Annotated in this window: 19 protein-coding genes; 9 read left to right on the top strand and 10 right to left on the bottom strand. The window is 75.2% G+C overall.

Translation table 11 applies throughout. From position 1 onward, the window contains the following. Both Q7L73_RS08675 and Q7L73_RS08670 read right to left on the bottom strand, forming a co-directional pair. A partial coding sequence (locus Q7L73_RS08675) for a DUF1365 domain-containing protein (protein ID WP_304715525.1) occupies positions 1-858 on the bottom strand: 858 nt, incomplete at its 3' end. After that, positions 855-2,114, bottom strand: a complete 1,260-nt coding sequence (locus Q7L73_RS08670; protein ID WP_304694151.1) for an NAD(P)/FAD-dependent oxidoreductase — start codon at positions 2,112-2,114, stop codon at positions 855-857. The genes Q7L73_RS08675 and Q7L73_RS08670, both read right to left, overlap by 4 nt. A 63-nt stretch (positions 2,115-2,177) precedes the next feature. On the opposite strand from Q7L73_RS08670, the gene Q7L73_RS08665 reads away from it, so the two are divergent. Both Q7L73_RS08665 and gluQRS read left to right on the top strand, forming a co-directional pair. Continuing rightward, entirely contained in the window at positions 2,178-3,017 is an 840-nt protein-coding gene (locus Q7L73_RS08665; protein ID WP_304694149.1) for a crotonase/enoyl-CoA hydratase family protein, read from the top strand. Further along, complete coding sequence (gluQRS, locus tag Q7L73_RS08660; RefSeq protein WP_304694147.1) at positions 3,014-3,928, top strand: tRNA glutamyl-Q(34) synthetase GluQRS; 915 nt, start codon at positions 3,014-3,016, stop codon at positions 3,926-3,928. The genes Q7L73_RS08665 and gluQRS overlap by 4 nt, the downstream gene beginning before the upstream one ends. 50 nt (positions 3,929-3,978) lie before the next feature. On the opposite strand, the gene Q7L73_RS08655 is transcribed toward gluQRS, so the two are convergent. Together Q7L73_RS08655 and Q7L73_RS08650 are read right to left on the bottom strand one after the other, a co-directional pair. Then, entirely contained in the window at positions 3,979-5,283 is a 1,305-nt protein-coding gene (locus tag Q7L73_RS08655; protein ID WP_304694145.1) for a DEAD/DEAH box helicase, read from the bottom strand. 190 nt (positions 5,284-5,473) lie between these two features. Continuing rightward, the gene (locus tag Q7L73_RS08650; protein WP_304694143.1) at positions 5,474-6,046 is read right to left on the bottom strand and encodes a hypothetical protein; all 573 of its coding nucleotides are present in this window, start codon (positions 6,044-6,046) and stop codon (positions 5,474-5,476) included. Positions 6,047-6,223: 177 nt separating this feature from the next. Here Q7L73_RS08650 and Q7L73_RS08645 point away from each other — a divergent pair, with 177 nt between their 5' ends. Continuing rightward, entirely contained in the window at positions 6,224-6,808 is a 585-nt protein-coding gene (locus Q7L73_RS08645) for a PadR family transcriptional regulator (RefSeq protein WP_304694141.1), read from the top strand. Between the two features lie 46 nt (positions 6,809-6,854). Here Q7L73_RS08645 and Q7L73_RS08640 read toward each other — a convergent pair whose 3' ends face one another. The 6 genes from Q7L73_RS08640 to Q7L73_RS08615 all read right to left on the bottom strand — a co-directional run bounded on the left by Q7L73_RS08640 (position 6,855) and on the right by Q7L73_RS08615 (position 12,502). After that, a complete protein-coding gene (locus Q7L73_RS08640; protein ID WP_304694139.1) occupies positions 6,855-7,946 on the bottom strand; it encodes a GGDEF domain-containing protein in 1,092 nt (363 codons plus the stop codon). A 2-nt stretch (positions 7,947-7,948) separates the two neighbouring features. Further along, positions 7,949-9,208, bottom strand: coding sequence for an EAL domain-containing protein (locus tag Q7L73_RS08635; RefSeq protein WP_304694137.1), 1,260 nt, complete (start codon positions 9,206-9,208; stop codon positions 7,949-7,951). A 113-nt stretch (positions 9,209-9,321) separates the two neighbouring features. Then, positions 9,322-9,972, bottom strand: a complete 651-nt coding sequence (gene msrA, locus Q7L73_RS08630) for a peptide-methionine (S)-S-oxide reductase MsrA (RefSeq protein ID WP_304694135.1) — start codon at positions 9,970-9,972, stop codon at positions 9,322-9,324. A gap of 29 nt (positions 9,973-10,001) precedes the next feature. Further along, complete coding sequence (locus tag Q7L73_RS08625) at positions 10,002-10,826, bottom strand: metal ABC transporter permease (RefSeq protein ID WP_304694133.1); 825 nt, start codon at positions 10,824-10,826, stop codon at positions 10,002-10,004. Positions 10,827-10,835: 9 nt separating this feature from the next. Then, a complete protein-coding gene (locus Q7L73_RS08620) occupies positions 10,836-11,663 on the bottom strand; it encodes a metal ABC transporter ATP-binding protein (protein WP_304694131.1) in 828 nt (275 codons plus the stop codon). Beyond that, a complete protein-coding gene (locus tag Q7L73_RS08615; protein WP_304694130.1) occupies positions 11,660-12,502 on the bottom strand; it encodes a metal ABC transporter permease in 843 nt (280 codons plus the stop codon). Before Q7L73_RS08615 ends, Q7L73_RS08620 begins: the two co-directional genes overlap by 4 nt. A gap of 71 nt (positions 12,503-12,573) precedes the next feature. Between Q7L73_RS08615 and Q7L73_RS08610 the strand changes: the two genes are divergently transcribed. The 6 genes from Q7L73_RS08610 (at position 12,574) to Q7L73_RS08585 (ending at position 16,827) form a co-directional block, all read left to right on the top strand. After that, on the top strand, positions 12,574-13,047 hold the full coding sequence (locus Q7L73_RS08610) for a Fur family transcriptional regulator (RefSeq protein WP_304694128.1): 474 nt from the start codon (positions 12,574-12,576) through the stop codon (positions 13,045-13,047). Positions 13,048-13,132: 85 nt separating this feature from the next. Next, entirely contained in the window at positions 13,133-13,495 is a 363-nt protein-coding gene (locus tag Q7L73_RS08605) for a hypothetical protein (protein WP_304694126.1), read from the top strand. Then, on the top strand, positions 13,492-14,592 hold the full coding sequence (locus tag Q7L73_RS08600) for an FAD:protein FMN transferase (RefSeq protein ID WP_304694124.1): 1,101 nt from the start codon (positions 13,492-13,494) through the stop codon (positions 14,590-14,592). The genes Q7L73_RS08605 and Q7L73_RS08600 overlap by 4 nt, the downstream gene beginning before the upstream one ends. Further along, complete coding sequence (locus tag Q7L73_RS08595) at positions 14,592-15,209, top strand: ferric reductase-like transmembrane domain-containing protein (protein WP_304694122.1); 618 nt, start codon at positions 14,592-14,594, stop codon at positions 15,207-15,209. The genes Q7L73_RS08600 and Q7L73_RS08595 overlap by 1 nt, the downstream gene beginning before the upstream one ends. Further along, positions 15,206-16,576, top strand: a complete 1,371-nt coding sequence (locus Q7L73_RS08590; RefSeq protein ID WP_304694120.1) for an NADH-ubiquinone oxidoreductase-F iron-sulfur binding region domain-containing protein — start codon at positions 15,206-15,208, stop codon at positions 16,574-16,576. The genes Q7L73_RS08595 and Q7L73_RS08590 overlap by 4 nt, the downstream gene beginning before the upstream one ends. After that, positions 16,573-16,827 (top strand): ferredoxin, encoded by a 255-nt coding sequence (locus tag Q7L73_RS08585; RefSeq protein ID WP_304694118.1) that lies wholly within the window; start codon positions 16,573-16,575, stop codon positions 16,825-16,827. Before Q7L73_RS08590 ends, Q7L73_RS08585 begins: the two co-directional genes overlap by 4 nt. Positions 16,828-16,864: the final 37 nt, after the last annotated feature.

Below are 16,864 nucleotides of genomic sequence, written 5' to 3'. Positions count from 1 at the left end.
GGCGGGCGCGGGGGCGGCGGCGGGCGCGGGGGCGGCGGCGGGCGCGGGGGCGGCGGCGAGCGCGGCGCCGGCGGGCGGGGACGCGGGCTTCGCATGCCACGGGACGCCCTTCAGCCGCAGCCGCAGCGCCTCCAGGTAGATCCGCACCAGCACCTGCGCGGTCATGAACGGGAAGCGCAGCAGGGTCGTCGTCAGCCGGCGCCGGGTCAGCTCGCGGCGGCGCAGGGCGAGGCCGGCGTCGAAGACGACCTCGCCGTCGCGCTCGTTGGCGATCGAGACCGCGATCCGCTCGCCCGGCCGTGCGATCCGCCAGACGTACTCCTGCTCCATTCCCATCAACGGCGAGACGTGGAGCGCCTTCGCTTGCCGGCTGACGAGCATGTCCGGATCGTTCCCATCGGCCCCGGCGACGTATGCATGGCGCTCGCCCCAGGGCGTGTTCGTGACCTCGGCGACGACCGCCTCGACCTGCTCGCCGGCGGCGTCGAAGCACCAGTAGAAGGCGACCGGGTTGAAGCCGACTCCCCACGTCCGCAGCTGCGCCAGCATCCGCACCGGCCCGCCGGGCCGGAAGCCGAGCCGCTCCTGCACGAGCGCGCGCACGGCCTCGTCGAGCGGGACCGCCGGGTCGCCGAGGTAGTCGGCCCGCCGCCAGCGCGCCGGCGCCCAGCGCCGCGCCGACCAGAGCGGATGGCCGTCGAACAGCGCGGGCAGCTCGCCGAGGTCGAGGTAGAGCAGGTAGATCCGCGCGCGGAAGGCGTGCTCGACGGGCGTGCGGCGGCGGTGGCTGACGACACCCTCGTAGAGCGCGGAGACGCGCGGCCGCGGCGGGGACGAGGCTGCCGGCGCGCGCGTCATGACAGCGACCGCCCGCCGAGCTTGGCGACCGCTCGCACCGCGCTCGCGACGCCGTCCTCGTGGAAGCCCCAGCCCCAGTAGGCGCCGCAGTAGGAGGTCCGCCGCACGTTGTCGATCTCGTCCCAGCGCTCCTGCGCGACGCGGCCGGCGGCCGTGAAGACCGGGTGGTCCCAGGCGATCTCCTCGATCACGTGCTCACGGCGGACGTCGCCGCCGCGGTTGAGCGTGACGCAGAACTCGCGGTCGGCGTCGAGCTGCTGCAGGCGATTCATGTGGTAGGTGACCGTCGGGCGGCCGGTCGTGCGCTCGCCGAGGTGGTAGTTCCAGCTCGCCCAGGCGCGGCGGCGGCGCGGCAGCAGCCCTCGATCGGTGTGCAGCACGACGTCGTTGCGCTGGTACGGGATCGCGCCGAGCAGCTCGGCCTCGCGCTCGCTCGGGTCGGCGAGCATCCGCAGCGCCTGGTCGGAGTGGACGGCGAGCACGACGTGGTCGTAGCGCTCCGGCTCCCCGCCGCGCGCGGTGACGGTCACCCCGTCGTCGTCGCGCGCGACCGACTCGACCGGCGTCGACAGCCGCAGCCGCTCGTCTCCGAGGCGGTCGAGCAGCACCTCGACGTAGCGCGCGGAGCCGCCGACGACCGTCCGCCACTGCGGCCGGTCGCGGAAGCCGAGCATCCCGTGGTTGTCGAAGAACTCGACCAGGAAGCGGGCCGGGAAGCTCCACATCTGCTCCGGGTCGGCGGACCAGACGGCCGACGCCTGCGGCACCAGCAGCCGCTCGACGAAGCCGTCCGAGTAGCCGCGCGCGGCGAGGTACTCGCGCAGCGACGGATCCCACGTCTGCGGGCTCGTCTCCAGCAGCTCGCGCGCCTCGCGGTTGAAGCGCACCATGTCGGCGATCATCCGCTGGAACGACGGCGTCAGCAGGTGCGAGCGCTTCGCGTAGAGGCCGTTCGGCGAGGAGCCGTTGTACTCGAAGTCGCCGACCGCGTCGGAGACGCCGAAGCTCATCTCGGCCGGCTGCGTCGCGACCCCCAGCTCCGCCAGCAGCGCCTGGAAGCGCGGGTAGTTGCGGTCGTTGTGCACGATGAAGCCGGTGTCGACGTTCCAGGCGCCGGTGTCGCTCTCGACACGGACGGTGTTGGTGTGACCGCCGGCGTGGTCGTTCGCCTCGATCAACGTCACGTCATGGCTGCCGTGCAACAGGTGGGCGGCGACGAGACCGGAGACGCCGGCGCCGATGATCGCGATCTTCACGACATGTCCTACGGACGGCAGGCGGCTGCGGTTGACTGGCGCGGCGCACGCTAGGCTCGCGCGATGCCCGTCACAGTCGAGCGCGACGGACCCGTCACGACGGTGATCCTCGACGAACCCGCCGTCCGCAACGCCGTCGACCGCGCGACCGCGGAGGCGCTCGCCGACGCCTTCCGCGCCTTCGACGCCGACGACGAGGCGTCGGTCGCGGTCCTGTGGGGGGCGGGCGGCACGTTCTGCGCCGGGGCGAACCTGAAGTCGGTCGGGACCGCGGAGGGCAACCGCGTCGAGCCCGGCGGCGACGGTCCGATGGGCCCGTCGCGGATGCTGCTGAGCAAGCCGGTGATCGCGGCGATCTCCGGCCACGCGGTCGCGGGCGGGCTCGAGCTGGCGCTGTGGTGCGACCTGCGCGTCGTCGAGGAGGACGCGACGCTCGGCGTCTTCTGCCGCCGCTGGGGCGTGCCGCTGATAGACGGCGGGACGGTGCGGCTGCCGCGCATCGTCGGCCTCGGGCGCGCGCTGGACCTGATCCTCACCGGCCGGCCCGTGAGCGCGAAGGAGGCGCTCGCGATCGGCCTGGCGACGCTCGTCGTGCCGCCCGGCGAGGCGCGTACGGCGGCCGAGGCGCTCGCGCGCGAGCTGGCGAGATTCCCTCAGCTCTGCATGCGCCACGACCGCCTGTCCGCGTACGAGCAGCACGACCTCGGGCTGGAGGAGGCGCTCGCGAACGAGCTGCGCCACGGCCTCGTGGCGCTGGAGCACGAGGCGCTGCCGGGCGCGGCCCGCTTCGCCGCCGGCGCGGGGCGCCACGGGGCGTTCAGCGGGCAGAGCCCTCGAACGCCTTGCGAGAACTCGCCTGAGGCTCCTTCTCGCTGGTCCGACCGGGACGAGAGCGGCGGATGAGCCGCGACGGGCGGTTCGCGCCGAGTCCCTCCGGCACCCTCCACCTCGGCAACCTGCGGACCGCGCTGCTGGCGTGGCTGTTCGCGCGCTCGGCCGGCGCGCGCTTCCTCGTGCGGATCGAGGATCTCGACCCGGGCCGCTCGCGGCGGGAGCACGAGCAGCGGCAGCTCGCCGACCTGGCCGCGATCGGGCTCGACTGGGACGGGCCGGTCGAGCGTCAGTCGGAGCGGCGGGAGCTGCACCGGGAGGCGCTGCGGCGGCTGCAGGACGACGATCGCGTCTACCCCTGCTGGTGCACGCGCGCGGAGATCAGAGAGGCCGCCTCGGCCGCGCACGGCCCGCTGCCCGAGGGCGCCTATCCCGGCACCTGCCGCGAGCTGACGGCCGCGCAGCGAGCCGAGCGCGCGGCGAGCGGACGCAGACCGGCGCTGCGGCTCGACGCCGGCGGCGAGCGGCTCGCCTTCGACGATCGCCTCCACGGCCACGTCGAGGGCGTCGTCGACGACCTCGTGCTGTGGCGCAACGACGACACGCCGGCGTACAACCTGGCGGTCGTCGTCGACGACGGCGACCAGCGGATCGGCGAGGTCGTGCGCGGCGACGACCTGCTCGACTCGACGCCGCGCCAGCTGCTGCTGCAGCGGCTGCTCGGCCTGCCGCAGCCGTCCTACGCGCACGTGCCGCTCGTGCTCGGCCCCGACGGCAGACGGCTCGCCAAGCGCCACGGCGCCGTCACGCTCGCCGACCTCGACGCGTCGCGCGGCTGGGAGCCGGCCGACGCGCTCGCCTGGATGGCCGGCTCGCTCGGGCTGGCGGAGCCGGGCGAGCAGGTCACGCCGGCACTGCTGGAGGCGCATTTCTCCCCCCGCCGCCTGCCGCGCGAGCCGGCGACCTTCGGCGACGCCGCCTGACGCGGCGCCGGCCGACCGGCCGCCGGCGCCGGGGACGCCGTGTCTCGCTGTTAGGAGCGGCTGCCGCGCGAGCCGCCGCCGGAGCGGCCGCCGCCCTGCGCGCCGCCGCCCTGGCCGCCGCTGCTCGGGCCGCCTCTGCCGCCGCGGCCACGGCGACGGCGGTTGCGGTTGCGGCCGGGGCCGGTGCCGGTGCTGTTGCCACCGCCGCCGCCCTGGCGCTGCTGGCGCGGCGGGGCGACGTCGACGGCGAAGCCGGTCTCGGCGAACTCGTGCTGGAGGCCCAGCTCGACGGCGACCTTGCCCATGTCTCTGGCCTGGTCGGCCATCACGAAGGTGATGCCGACGCCGGTCGCGCCGGCGCGGCCGGTGCGGCCGATGCGGTGGACGTAGCCCTCGCGGTCGGCGGGCGCGTCGAAGTTGATCACGTGGCTGACGCCGTCGACGTCGATGCCGCGGGCGGCGACGTCGGTCGCGACGAGCACGTCGACCTCACCGCGCTCGAAGCGCGCCAGCGCGCGCTCGCGCTGGCCCTGCGTCTTGTCGCCGTGCATCGCGACCGAGTCGACGTTCTGCGCTCTCAGGCGCTTGACGAGACGGTCGGCGCCGCGCTTGGTGCGGACGAAGACGAGCGTCAGGCCGCGCTCGTGGTGGCGCAGCTCCTTCACCAGGTGGTCGAGCTTGCGCTCGTGCAGGACCGGCAGGAAGCGGTGGTCGATCGCGGAGATTCTCTCCGGCTCGCGCTCCAGCTCGTGGCGTCTGGCCTCGTAGGTGTACTCGTTGGCGATGCGGTCGACCTCGCCTCTCAGCGTCGCCGAGAAGAGCATCGTCTGGCGGTCGTCCTCGTTGGTCGCGCGGACGATCCGGTCGACGGCCGGGCGGAAGCCCATGTCGAGCATGCGGTCGGCCTCGTCGAGCACGAGCAGTCTCACGTTCGCGAGCGTGAACGCTCTGCGCGCGAGCAGGTCCTCGAGCCGGCCGGGGGTCGCGACGAGGATGTGCGATCTGGCGGCGGCGCGCGACTGTCTCTCCAGCCCGACGCCGCCGTAGACGGCGGTGATCGAGAGCGCGCGGGCATGGGCCAGCTCGCGGATCTCCTCGACGATCTGGGTCGCCAGCTCGCGCGTCGGCGCCAGCACGAGCGCAGCCGGGCGCTTGTCGGTCGCCTCGATGCGGTCGACCATCGGGACGCCGAACGCGAGCGTCTTGCCGCTGCCGGTCGGCGACTCGATCAGCACGTCGTGGCCGTCGAGGACGTCCGGGACGACGAGCTGCTGGATCGGGAAGGCGGTGTCGATCCCGCGCTCGCTGAGAGCGTTGACGACAGCGTTCGAACTGCCGAGATCGGCAAAGGACATGGACATTCTGTTGGTGCTCCTTCTCGCGGCGAGCGGGCGGGATGCCTGCTCGTGCACGCGGACGATTCGGGAGATTCCTTGACCCGAATCGCGCTTGGGCGCACCTCGAAGACCAGAACCTCACGGGCGGCACGGTGCCGCCCGTGCCTTCGACAGTAGCAGCGCCGGGCGCGGCGCCGCTCGCAGCTCGCTACGGCTGGGCGCTGAACGTCACGCGCTTGCCGCCCTCGCCGGTGCAGGTGACGCTCGTCTTCTGGCCGTTGAGCGCACCGCTGCAGGCGAAGCCGGCGGCGCTCACGTCGGCGTCCGGACCGGCCTCGCCGATCGCGTCGATCCAGGCGCTGGCGACGCCGGTCGCCTCGCCGCAGTCGGCGCCGGTCGCCTGGACGCCCGAGATGAAGCCGCCGGCGACGTTGCCGCACGAGGCCGGCGTCGCGGCGCCGCCGCTGTCCTGCGGCGTCGTTCTGGGCCCGTCGCTGGGGACGGTCGAGCCGCCGGCGTCGGGCGGGGTCGTCGCCGTCGTCTGCGGCGGGGCGGTCGTGGTCGTCTGCGGCGAGGCCGTCGTCGTCTGCGGCGGCGTCGTCACCGTCGGCGTCGTCATGGTTCTCGTCGGCACCGTCGTCGTCTGCTGGGTCGCGGTCGTCCGCGGTCTCGCAACCGTCGCGTCGGCCGGCTCGGGGTCGTCGGAGCCACCGCAGGCGGCGACGCCGACGGAGAGCGCGAGCAGGACCGGGACGAGGCGGAGAAGCGTGGGTCGTGGCATCGAAGGAGCGTAGCGAGCGACCCAGCGGCGCCAGATCGCGCGGGCGCTCGCGGGTGTGCGAACGCGTTTTCCCACGCCAAAGCCCCGGGGCACGATCGCTGGCGGGCGTCGGGACCTTGAGATACGCTCGCGTTCCACGGGGCGAGCAAGGGGAATTCACCAGGTGCGAGGCTTGGCATGTCAGTGAAATACGCGGTCCTCGGACTGCTGGTGCAGCGGCGTGGCTACGGCTACGACCTCGTGCAGCGGTTCGAGGAGCAGATCGGGCCCGGCTGGCAGCTGAACGCGGGCGCGATCTACGTCGCGCTCGACAAGCTGGAGCAGGACGGGCTCGTGCGCCCGATCGCGACCGAAGACGCGATCGCGCCGACGCGGCGGCGGACGGTGCGGGGGGCGCCGCGCGTCGTCTACGAGCCGACGGAGCGGGGCATGGAGCGGTTCGACGAGTGGATGAAGGAGCCGTCGGCGCTCGCGCCGCTGCGCGAGGAGCTGCACCTGAAGCTCGCGCTGTCGCGCAAGAACGACCTGCCGCGGCTGCTGGAGCTGGTCGCCGAGCAGGAGCAGATCTGCCGCCGCCGGCTGGAGGAGCACGCCGACGCGACGCCGCTGGAGCAGCTGGCCGAGCGCAACGCCGCCTGGCCGGCGCTCGCCGCCGCGATGGTGCGTGACGCCGAGTCCGAGCACCTGCGGGCGACCGTCGCGTGGCTGGGACGGGTCGGCGCCGCGATGCGGACGCAGCTCGGGGCGGCCGCACCGGCGTAGGCGGGCGAAGCGGCCGCGCGGGGAGGCGCGCGGCCGTCAGGGCAGGTCAGGGCATCCGCGGCAGCGGGCGCAGCCGGACGCCGCCGCGCAGTCTGCGCGGGGCGTGCTGCTTGCGCTCGCGCTTGCGGTCCATCAGGCGACGGTCGGCGACGCGGAAGAGGTGCTCGGCGGTGGTCGCGTCGTCGGGCACCGTCGCCCACGCGATCGTGACCGCTATCGGCCCGATCCCTGACACGTGCGGCGCGGACGCGATCGCCGTCTGCAGCGCGCCCGCCAGCCGCTCGGCGCCGACCGCGCCGGCGCCCGGGGCGATCACGGCGAACTCGTCGCCGCCGATCCGCGCGAGGCAGTCGACGCCGCGCACCTGCGGCTCGCAGGCGGCCGCGACCGTCCGCAGCACCTCGTCGCCGACGGGATGGCCGTGGGTGTCGTTGACGGCCTTGAAGTCGTCGAAGTCGATCAGCAGCAGCGCCGCCGAGCGGCCGTGGCGGTCGCGCTGCTCGACCGCCGTCAGCAGCGCGCTGTCGAAGGCGCGGCGGTTGGCGAGGCCGGTCAGCGCGTCGCGCTCGGCCATCGCCCGCTGGTGCTGCTCGGCCGCGACCAGGCGCCGCTTCAGCAGCCGCATGATCGCGTAGGTCGAGCCGAGCGAGACGGTGAACAGAAGCACCCGCGCCGGGTAGGCGTCGTCGATCGCGCTCGCGTCGTAGAAGAGCGGCGTCGCGTACGTCGCGACGAACAGCAGCAGCAGCGGGAAGGCCAGCCGCGGCGGGTAGAAGTAGGCGACGTGGAGGCCGGTGAAGAGCAGGATCGGCTGCAGGAAGCTGTCGGCGCCGCCGGTCGCCCACAGCGCGACGCCGACGACGGCGATCAGCACCGCGGTCGTGACCGCGCGCAGCTCCAGGCAGGTCCCCGGCTTCGGGAAGCGCAGCGACATCAGCAGCGCGCCCCACGCGAACGCCGTCAGCGACAGGCCCAGCAGCACCGTGAGGTGGTCGTGCGACGTGCCCGGCAGCGCCAGCGCGAGCGTGCCGCCGATCCCTGCCGAGAACCACATCAGGCCCGAGGTGACGTTCATCAGCACGCCCTCGTCGCGCGGGTCCTCCGCCAGCCGGCGGGTGATGTCGCACAGCCGCCCCATGCTCACCCCAGGCGCGCCGCCAGCGAGCGAGCGGCCGCGACGACGAGGTCGCGGTCGTGGGTCAGCACGAAGCGGTAGCGGCGCTCCTTCGCGGGCGTGACGAGCGGGTCGTCGCCGAGGTCGCGGCCGACGAGCGCGGCCGCGTAGGTCGGCGCCAGCACGACGACCGTCCACTCCTGCCGCAGCGCGTCGTCGGCGGCGAGGTCGGCGCCGACGACGTTGACCGCCGGCGCAGGGCCGAGGCCGGCGCCGAGCGCGCCGACGAGCGTCGCGTCGGCGGCCAGCTGGCGGTAGCGGTTGCGGACGCGGGCGCCCATGTTGGCGGCCTCCTGGAAGGAGGCGAAGACGATCGTGCCGGCGCCGAGGCCGCCGGCGAGCTGCTCGAGATGGCGGCTCATCGCGGCCAGCACCGCGGCGCTGCCCTCGCGCGGCGGGCGCGTCGCGCTGACCAGCTCGAACGGGGTGCCGGTCAGCGCGATCCCGCCCTGCGGCAGCACGTCCGGCGAGGCGGCGGCGCGCTCGGCCGGCAGCGCGCCGGGACGGCCCCACAGCCAGCCCTGGCCGAGCGTCGCGCCGATCCCGCGCGCCTGCTCGAGCTGGCGCTCGGTCTCGATCCCCTCGGCGACGATCGCGGCGCCGGTCCGCTCCTGCTCGGCCCAGACGGCGGTCGCGACGTCGCTCAGCGCGGGCGCGCCGGCGTCGGCGGCGCGCGCGGCGCGCAGGTCGAGCTTGATCGCGTCGGGCGCGACCAGCGGCAGCAGCGCGAGCGAGCCGCGGTCGGCGCCGACGTCGTCGAGCACCACCCTCCAGCCGCGGTCGCGGCAGGCGTCGGCGGCGCGCACCAGCTCGCGCGGGCGGGCGCGCAGCGCGCCGGCCGGCAGCTCGACGGCGACCGACAGCGCCTGCTCGGCCCGCTGCCACAGCTCCGGCGTGCGGCCGTCGCCGCGCGCGGATGGGCCGACCGCCTCCGGCTCCATGTTGAGGAAGAGCGTCGTCGAGCGGTCGAGCCCGGCGTCGAGCGCGCCGGAGACCGCCGCCAGGCGGCACTCCCAGTCGACCTGCGCGAGCAGGCCGGCGCGGCGCGCGGCCGACAGCAGCTTGTCGGGGCGCTCCAGCTCGCCGCCCTGCGGGCCGCGCGCGAGCGCCTCATAGCCGACCACCCCGCCGCTCGCCAGCTCGATCACCGGCTGGTAGACGGCGCTGACGAGCAGCCCGGCGTCGGCAAGCCCGGCCTCGTCCCCCTCGGTCCCGATAGTGCCCATTTGCCGGGCCTATCGGCCGCGAGGGCACTCGGCATTAGCGCCGGGACGACAACTTCCCAGCGTTCCACACCGTTCTCAAACGAACGATGTCGGTTATCTGACCTCCTTGGGGTCTATGCGGCGGCGACGCCGATCGGGCAGGAGACGCCCGTGCCGCCGAGGCCGCAGTAGCCGTTGGGATTCTTCTGCAGGTACTGCTGGTGGTAGTCCTCGGCGTAGAAGAACGCTCTCGCCGCGGCGATCTCGGTCGTGATCTCGCCGTAGCCGGACTGCTGCAGTCTCTGCTGGAAGGCGTCGCGCGACTTCAGCGCCGCCTCGTGCTGCGCCTCGCTCGTGTAGTAGATCCCCGAGCGGTACTGGGTGCCGACGTCGTTGCCCTGGCGCATGCCCTGGGTCGGGTCGTGGTTCTCCCAGAACAGCTTCAGCAGCTGCTCGTAGCTCGTTCTGGCGGGGTCGAAGACGACCAGCACGGCCTCCGTGTGGCCGGTCTGCGCGGAGCAGACCTCCTCGTAGGTCGGGTTCGGCGTGATGCCGCCGGAGTAGCCGACCGCGGTCGTGTAGACGCCCGGCGCCTGCCAGAAGACGCGCTCGGCGCCCCAGAAGCAGCCGAGGCCGAAGATCGCCGTCTCGTAGCCCTCGGGGAAGGGCGGCTTCAGCGGCGTTCCGAGCACCGTGTGCGTCGTCGCCGTCGGAATCGCCTGCTCGCGCCCAACCAGCGCGCGCTCGGCGTCCACCATGTCGGTCTTTCGAGTCAGGAATCGCATGGATTCAATGTAGCCAGCGGCGCAAGGATCTACGTGCGCGCCGTCACGTTCGCGGCCAGCGCGCCGAGCCGCGCCAGCAGATACGCGGCGACCATCAGCCCGGCGACCGAGGCGCCGGCCGCGACCTTCGCGTAGTAGCTCAGGTAGAGGCCGGCGATCCCAGCGACGACGGCGATCGCGACCGCCGCCGCCATCATCGGCAGCAGCCGCCGGCAGAGCAGCCGCGCGGCCGCCGCCGGCGCCACCAGCACCGCCACCACGAGCAGGTTGCCGAGCCCCTGCACCGCGACCAGCACCGCGCCCGCCATCAGCACCAGCAGGACCGCGTCGGCGAGCAGCGGGGAGGCGCCGAGCGAGCGCGCGCTGGTGCGGTCGAAGCCGACCGCCAGCAGTCGCCAGTGCATCAGCCGCAGCGCGACCAGCAGCGCCGCCGCCAGCGCCGCGCCGGCGATCAGGTCGCGCTTGGAGGTGCCGAGGATGTCGCCGAACAGCAGGCCCTGGATCCCGGGCGGCACGTCGGGGCTGAGCGCCAGCAGCACGCCGAGGCCGAACAGGGTCGTGACGACGACCGCGACCGCGTTGTCGCGGCCGATCCCGGGGATCCGCCCCGCGAGCGCGACGGCGAGCGCGGCGACGACGATCCCGATCGCGCCGCCGAGCAGCAGCGGGATGCCGGCGAGCGCGGCGATCACGAGGCCGGGGAACATCCCGTGCGCGAGCGACTCGGCGCCGTAGGACAGCTCCGCCAGCACGATCCAGCAGCCGAGCGCGCCGCCGACGGCGCCGAGGATCAGGATCTCCAGCAGCGCGCGCTGCATGATCCCGGCGCTGAAGGGGTCGGTCAGGACGTCCACGGTCGCGGCTCAGTGGTCGTGGTGATGGTGGTGCGGCGGGAGGATCGCGAGCCGCTCGCCGTCGCGCTCCTCCAGCGTCACGATCGAGCCGCCGTAGGTGCTCGCCAGCACCTCCAGCGACAGCGTCTGCGCCGGCGGGCCGAACGCGATCTGGCGGCGGTTGAGGCAGAGGACGCGATCCCACGCGCGCGCCTGCTCGACGTCGTGGGTCGCGATCAGCACGCCGCGGCCCTCCTGCGCCAGCTCGTCCAGCAGCTGCTCCAGGCGCGCGGTCGAGACGTTGTCGAGGCCGGTGAAGGGCTCGTCCAGCAGCACCACGCGCGCGTCCTGCACGAGCGCCCGCGCGACCAGCACGCGCTGGCGCTGGCCGCCCGACAGCTCGCCGAAGGAGCGGTCGTGGAGACCGTCGAGCCCGACCCGTCTGAGCGCCGCGTGGGCGGCGGCGCGCTCTCTGCGGCCGGGCCGCTGCCACCACGGGCGGCCGGCGATCGCGCCCATCAGCGCGACGTCGAGCGCGCTGACGGGGAAGTCGAGCCGCGAGCGCTCGGTCTGCGGCACGGTGCCGGCGCGGACGGCGACGCGCAGCTCGCCCGCGAGCGGCTTCAGCTCGCCCAGCAGGGCGCGGAAGAGGGTCGTCTTGCCGCCGCCGTTGGGACCGAGCACGCCGATCCGCTCGCCGGCGCGCAGCTGGAACTCGACCTCCTGCAGAACCGGCGCGGCCGAGTAGCCGACCGCGAGGTGCTCGGCGGCGACGAGGGTGGCTCTGCGTTCCGGCGCGGGCGGCGCCGGCGGCGCGGGCTCGGCGCCGGGCGCGGGCCGCTTCGGCTGCTCGCTCACGCGACCGCCACCTTGCGGGCGCGGGCGTGCGCGAGCGCGCCGGCGGCGGCGCGGCCGAGCGCGACGAGCGCGAACAGGCCGCCGGAGATCACCGCGATCGTCGCCCCGGGCGGGGCGTTGGTCTCAAACGACAGCCACAGGCCGGCCGTCCCCTCGACCGCCGCCAGCACGACCGTCGCCGCCTGCCACGGCAGCAGCCGCTTCGTCAGCAGCCGCGTCGTCGCCGCCGGCACGACCAGCAGCGCGGTCGCCAGCAGCGTGCCGACCGCCGACAGCGTCGCGACCGCGGCGAGCGCGATCAGCACCAGCAGCACGAGGTCGGCCAGCGGCGAGCGGATCCCGAGCGCGCGCGCCGCGGCCGGGTCGAAGCCGACCGCCAGCCAGCGCTGGCCGAGCACGGCGGTCGCGAGCAGCGCGAGCACGGCGACGAGCGCGGCGAGACGGACGTCGTCGGGGCCGATCGCCAGCAGCGAGCCGAACAGCAGCGTCTCGACGTTCGCACCCGACTCGAACACGTCGGAGGCGAGCACGACGCCGATCGCGAGCGCGGCGACGAGCACGAGCGCGGTCAGCGCGTCATGGCCGCTGCTGGTGCGCGCGGCGAGCTGGCCGACGGTCAGCGCGAACAGCAGCGCGACGCCGAAGGCGCCGAGCGTCGCGCTGAAGCCGAGGCCGTCGGCGAGCACGAGCCCGGGGAAGGCCGCGGCGGCGACGCCGTGGGAGTAGAAGGCGAGGCCGCGGACGACGATCCAGGTGCCGAGCGTGCCGGCCGCGAGCGACAGCAGCAGCAGCTCGACGAGCGCTCTCTGCATGAACGGGTAGTCGAACGCCTCGAACACGGCTGCCGAGTCTAGATGAGAACCAGTCTCGCAGCCCTGCGGTGCCTCTCCGGCCGCTAGCATCGGAGGTGATGGAGCCGCACGCGCACTCCCATTCGCACCTGCATCCCAGCCTCGACTGGCAGCAGCACACGCTCGCGACGCTGTCGGACGCCGGGCACCGCAAGGGCGGCGCGCGCAACGCCGTCGTCGAGCTGCTGGCGGCGCAGGACTGCGCGCTGACCGCGCAGGAGATCGACGACCGCCTGCGCGACGGCGGCAGAGCGGTCGGCCGCGCCAGCGTCTATCGCGTGCTCGAGCTGCTGACCGAGCTGAGACTGGTGCAGAAGATCGAGGTCGGCCAGGGGATCGCGCGCTACGAGCGCCACCAGCCCGACGGCGACCACCATCACCACCTCGTCTGCGACAACTGCGGCACGATCGAGCCGTTCGAGGACCCGTCGCTGGAGGAGGCGATCGAGCAGGTCTCCAGACGCCTCTCGTTCGCCGTCGACGAGCACGACGTCGTGCTCCACGGCGCCTGCAGCGACTGCCGCGAGCAGTAGCGCGAGCGCTGACGCGCCGCGCGCTCCCAGGCAACTCTGAGGCTCCGCTTAGGGCTTCTTTGCACGGCGGGCGGACGCTGTTCTCATGTCCGAGACGCCAGATCCCCGCTCCTCCCGCGGCGACGCCGGCGCCGGCAGCGAGCCGGCCGCCGAACGCGCCTCCCGCCGCGACGCCGGCCTCCAGCGCGTGCGCACCGCACGCCGCTGGATGGTCGGCGGCGCCGTCATCCTGACCGGCGCCTTCGCCGGCCTCGCGGCGCGCGACACCGGCTCGACCACGTCGACCACCGCCTCCTCCACGACGGGCTCGTCGTCGACCTCCTCGACCTCCGGCTCGACCTCGAACGAGCAGTCGACGCAGTCGCAGAGCGGCGCCACGCTGCAGGCGCCGTCCTCCTCCCCGCAGTCGTCGAGCAGCACGCCGCAAGCCTCGTCGGGTGCGTCATGAGCGCCCCGGCGACAGCCACGGCGAGCTGGCGCGCGCTCGGCTCGACGGCGCGCCTGGTCGTGACCGACCCGCGCGCGCTGCCCGTCGCGCGGGCGGCGGTCGAGCGCGAGCTGGCCGCCTTCGAGCTGGCCTGCAGCCGCTTCCGCGACGACTCCGAGCTGTCGACCGTGAACGCCGCCGGCGGCGCGCCGGTCGCGGTGTCGCGCACCTTCGCGCATGCGGTCGCGGTCGCGCTGCGGGTCGCGCGGGCGACCGACGGCCTCGTCGACCCGGCGCTCGGCGCCGCGCTGCGCCGCGCCGGCTACGACCGTGACTTCGACCTGCTGGCCGCGCCTGCGGACCCAGCCAGCGCGCCGGCCGGCGCGGGCAGCGAGCGCCCGCGCCGGCCGGGGGACGGCGCCGGCTCCGCAAACGACGACGCGCCCGCCTCCCCCGCGCGGCCGGCCCCCGCTGACGCGCGCGCCGAGATCCCCCGCTGGCGGCAGGTCGAGGTCGACGAGCTGGCCGGGATCGTGCGCGTGCCGGCCGGGGTCGAGCTCGACCTCGGCGCGAGCGCGAAGGCGCTCGCGGCCGACCATGCCGCGAGGGCCGCGCAGCTGCGGACCGGCGCGGGCGTGCTGGTCGCGCTCGGCGGCGACGTCGCGATCGCCGGCGAAGCGCCCGACGGCGGCTGGACGGTGCGCGTCCGCGACGACCACCGCGACGTGGCCGCCGAGGCCGACGACGCGGGCGCCGGCGAGACGATCGCGATACGCGTCGGCGGCCTTGCCACCTCCGGCACGACCGTCCGCCGCTGGGTCGCCGGCGGCGAGCTGCGCCACCACGTGATCGACCCGCGCAGCGGCCTGCCGGCGCGCACGCCGTGGCGGACCGCGACCGTCGCCGCCGCCTCCTGCGTCGACGCCAACGCCGCCGCGACCGCCGCGCTCGTCCGCGGCGCCGACGCACCCCGCTGGCTCGCCGCGCTGGGGCTGCCGGCGCGGCTGGTCGCGCGCAACGGCGCGACGCTCCACGTCGGCGCCTGGCCGAACCCGCCGCGCCGCGCGGCCGGCAGCGCTCCGCGCGTGCGCTTCACGCCGCTGGAAGGGGCAGCGTGATGACGCTCTTCGCCAGCATCTCCCCGATGTGGCTCGCGACGCGCGGGGCCGGGGTCGTCGCCTTCCTGCTGCTGACGACGACGATGGCGCTCGGCGTCGCCGGCGTGCTGCGGCTGCAGGCGCGCGGCTGGCCCCGCTTCGCACTCGACGCGATCCACCGCAGCGCCGCGCTGCTGGCGCTCGTCTTCGTCGGCGTGCACGTCGCGACGACCGTGCTCGACGGCTACGTCGACGTGCGCTGGATCGACGCGGTCGTGCCGTTCGCCTCCGGCTACCGGACCTTCTTCGTCGGCCTCGGCGCGGTCGCCTTCGACATCCTGCTGGCGCTCGCGATCAGCGGCATCCTGCGGCAGCGGATCGGCCACCGCACCTGGCGCGCGATCCACTGGGCGGCGTACGCCTGCTGGCCGATCGCGCTCGTGCACACGATCGGGACCGGCAGCGACAGCGGCAGCGTCTGGCTGCTGGCCGTGATCGCGCTCTGCTGCGCGACGGTCGCGGCGGCGGTCGTCGCCCGGCTCGGCGTGCTGCGCGGCGACCCGTCGCCGCCGGCCCCGCCCGCCGCCGGCCGCACGACCTCCACGGGCCGCACGCGAGCGCGGGCGGTGGCGCGATGACTGCCTCGACACCGCGGCTGATGGCCGGGCCGGGGCGCGGGACGGTGGCGCTCGGCGACCATCTGGCGCTGCACGGGCTGCCTGCGCTCGAGAGCGGGCTCGGCGCCGGGGCGCTGGCCGACCTCGCCGAACGCGCCGGGCTGCGCGGGCGCGGCGGTGCCGGCTTCCCGACCGATCGCAAGCTGCGCGCGCTCGCGGAGGCGCGGCGGGCGCCGTTCGTCGTCGCCAACGGCAGCGAGGGCGAGCCCGCGAGCGGCAAGGACCGCACGCTGCTGACCCGCTCCCCCCACCTCGTGCTTGACGGCCTCCAGCTGACCGCGCTCGCGCTCGGCGCCGAGCGGGCGGTGGTCGCGGTACGGGCCGGCGCAGGCAGCGCCCGCGCCGCGCTCGCCACCGCGCTGGCGGAACGCACCGCCGCCGGACGCGATCGCGTGCCGGTGGAGGTCTTCCCCGTCCCCGCCGGCTTCGTCGCGGGCGAGGAGCGGGCCGTGCTGAACGCGCTCGCCGGCGGCCCGCCGCTGCCGACCGTGCGACGGCCGTGGGAGGGCGCCCGGCCGGCGCTCGTGCAGAACGTCGAGACGCTCGCCCAGCTCGCGCTGATCGCCGCCCACGGCGCCGACTGGTTCCGCGCCGCCGGCACCGCCGCCGAGCCCGGCACGACGCTCGTCACGCTCGACGCCGCCGTCGTCCGCGAGGTCCCGCTCGGCACGCCGCTGAGCGAGCTCATGCCCGGCGCGTCCGACGCAAATCGCGGCGCGAGTGACGCAAATCGCGGCGCGTCCGACGCAAATCGCGGCGCGTCCGACGCGAATCGCGGCGCGAGCGACGCACATCGCGGCGAGGGTGACGCAAATGGTGGGGCGGGTGTGCGCGCGCTGCTCGTCGGCGGCTATGCGGGCGGGTGGGTCGACGGGGCGGCGGCGGGGCGTGTGCGGCTGCTGCAGGCCGATCTGCGGCCGCTCGGCGCGACCGTCGGCTGCGGCGCGATCGTGGCGCTGCCGGCCGGCTCCTGCGGCGTCGCGGAGACGGTGCGGCTGATGCGCTGGCTGGCGGACGAGTCGGCCGGGCAATGCGGACCGTGCCTCTACGGGCTCGACGCGATCGCGACCGCGCTGGAACCGCTGTCGGCGCCGCGCAGGCCGCGCGAGGATCCGCTGCCGCGCGTGCGCCGCTGGTGCGGGCAAATCGACGGGCGCGGCGCCTGCCGCCATCCCGACGGCGCGCTGCGGATGCTCGCGAGCGCCCTGCGCGTCTTCGCCGCCGAGTTCGACGACCACGTCCGCCACGGCGCCTGCGAGCGCTGCGCCGCACCGTCGCTGCTGCCGCTGCCCGCGCACGCCGCGACACCCGAGGAGGTGGCTGCATGAGCCGCGATGGACACCAGGCCGAGCGGCTGGAAGTCGATCCGATCGCGTGCGCAGGGCACGGGCTGTGCGCTGAGCTGCTGCCGGAGCTGATCGAGCTGGACGACTGGGGCTACCCGCTGCTCGCGAACGGCGGCGAGGTGCCGCCCGAGCTGGCCGCGCTCGCCCGCCGCGCCGCCGACGCCTGCCCGACGCTGGCGCTCCACCGCCTCCGCGTCGCCGCCGCGGCCGGTGTCGGACGCGCGACTCCGTGAAATCGGGGCCCTATAAGGGTTCCGATCTCACAGAGGT

Origin of the sequence: Conexibacter sp. CPCC 205762, from assembly GCF_030646155.1 — a bacterium.
GTDB lineage: Bacteria > Actinomycetota > Thermoleophilia > Solirubrobacterales > Solirubrobacteraceae > Conexibacter.
The sequence above is the reverse complement of the archived record's forward strand: the minus strand, read 5'-3'. Positions and strand labels throughout refer to the sequence as shown.